Source organism: Nostoc sp. UHCC 0251, assembly GCF_034932245.1.
GTDB lineage: Bacteria > Cyanobacteriota > Cyanobacteriia > Cyanobacteriales > Nostocaceae > Nostoc.
In genome coordinates this window covers 1-1,439 of record NZ_JAYGHD010000534.1, presented here as the reverse complement: position 1 = coordinate 1,439, position 1,439 = coordinate 1, and the positions used below count along the sequence as shown (strand labels likewise).

Annotated in this window: 1 protein-coding gene and 1 tRNA gene; one reads left to right on the top strand and one right to left on the bottom strand. The window is 43.6% G+C overall.

The features are described from left to right. Positions 1-196 precede the first annotated feature (196 nt). Positions 197-269, bottom strand: a tRNA-Ala gene (locus tag VB740_RS36640). 71 nt (positions 270-340) lie between these two features. On the opposite strand from VB740_RS36640, the gene VB740_RS36635 reads away from it, so the two are divergent. Then, complete coding sequence (locus VB740_RS36635; protein WP_323204702.1) at positions 341-1,258, top strand: rhodanese-related sulfurtransferase; 918 nt, start codon at positions 341-343, stop codon at positions 1,256-1,258. Positions 1,259-1,439: the final 181 nt, after the last annotated feature.

The following is a 1,439-nucleotide window of genomic DNA, read 5'->3' as shown; positions in this document are numbered from 1 at the left end:
ATCGTGTCGCCCACCCCACAATAAATAGTTGTATATTTTTTTATTTGGAAGTCCCCTAATAAGCTTGGGTTAAGCAATATCTGTTAAGGCAGGGGAAATAGGGGATAATGCTTGGAATATTGCAAGCGATCGCTTTTTAAATCTGCGTAGGCATAGCTCGCGATAGGCATCGTAAATTAAGATAAGTTATATCCAGTGGAGGTTAGCGGACTCGAACCGCTGACATCCTGCTTGCAAAGCAGGCGCTCTACCAACTGAGCTAAACCCCCATAAAATTAAAATAGTCGGTAACTTTGCTTGCCGAGGTTATTGTAACTTATATTGTTCCATTATCAAAGGAATGAAGCCAGAAAATATCCAAGTTGTTGCAGCACTGTATAAATTTGTCAAACTGCCAGATTTTGCCGAGAAACGAGATCCCTTGCTTTCTTACTGCCAAGCCCAAGGTGTTAAGGGGACAATTTTGCTTGCACAAGAAGGCATTAACGGTACAATTGCGGGTTCGCGTCAGGCGATTGATTCTGTTCTTTGGTTTTTGCGTACTGACCCTCGTCTAGCAGACCTCGAATACAAAGAATCCTATACCGAAACCCCACCCTTTGAGCGGATGAAGGTACGGTTGAAGCCAGAAATTGTTACTTTAGGAATGCCTGAAATTGACCCCAATGAACAAGTTGGTACTTATGTCAGTCCCCAGGAATGGAATGATTTGATTTGTGATCCAGAAGTAACCGTGATTGACACCCGCAATGATTATGAGGTGAACATCGGTACTTTCCAAGGAGCAGAAAATCCCCAAACTGGCTCATTCCGGGAATTCCCCGATTATGTGCTACACAACCTCGACCCAACTAAACACAAAAAAGTTGCTCTGTTTTGTACGGGTGGCATTCGCTGTGAAAAAGCCTCATCCTTCATGCTGGCCCAAGGCTTTGCAGAAGTTTATCACCTCAAGGGCGGCATTCTCAAATATTTACAGGAAGTTCCAGCCCAGGAAAGTTTATGGGAAGGCGAATGTTTTGTCTTTGACGAGCGGGTAGCTGTCAGTCATGGCTTAGAGGAAGGAAGCCATGAGCGGTGCTTCTGTTGTGGACGCCCGATTTCTGAAGAAGATAAGGTGTCTCCAAAGTATGAACAAGGTATCTCCTGTCCCTATTGTTTTGATAGCCTCACCGAGGAGAAAAGAGCGCGTCAGCAGGAAAAATGGCGGCACTACCAAACCCAAGTTCTTAATTCCAAAAATCGGGATGTAAGTTAAAAAAGAACTCAGAAGTCAGAATTCAGAATTCAGAATCAATATATTAGGAGATTCAGACCCGCCACTAATTGTTTTGCACCAAATTGAAAATTTTGCTTTAGTGTTTCATCCTTGTACACACAAGTCGCCAGAAACCCCTCATGTAGAGACGCGATTTATCGCGTCTAAAAAACTGACACGT

What these genes read in the sequence shown, in the direction of transcription:
- VB740_RS36635 (WP_323204702.1), top strand. Translation starts at nt 341, where the DNA reads ATGAAGCCAGAAAATATCCAAGTTGTTGCAGCACTGTATAAATTTGTC.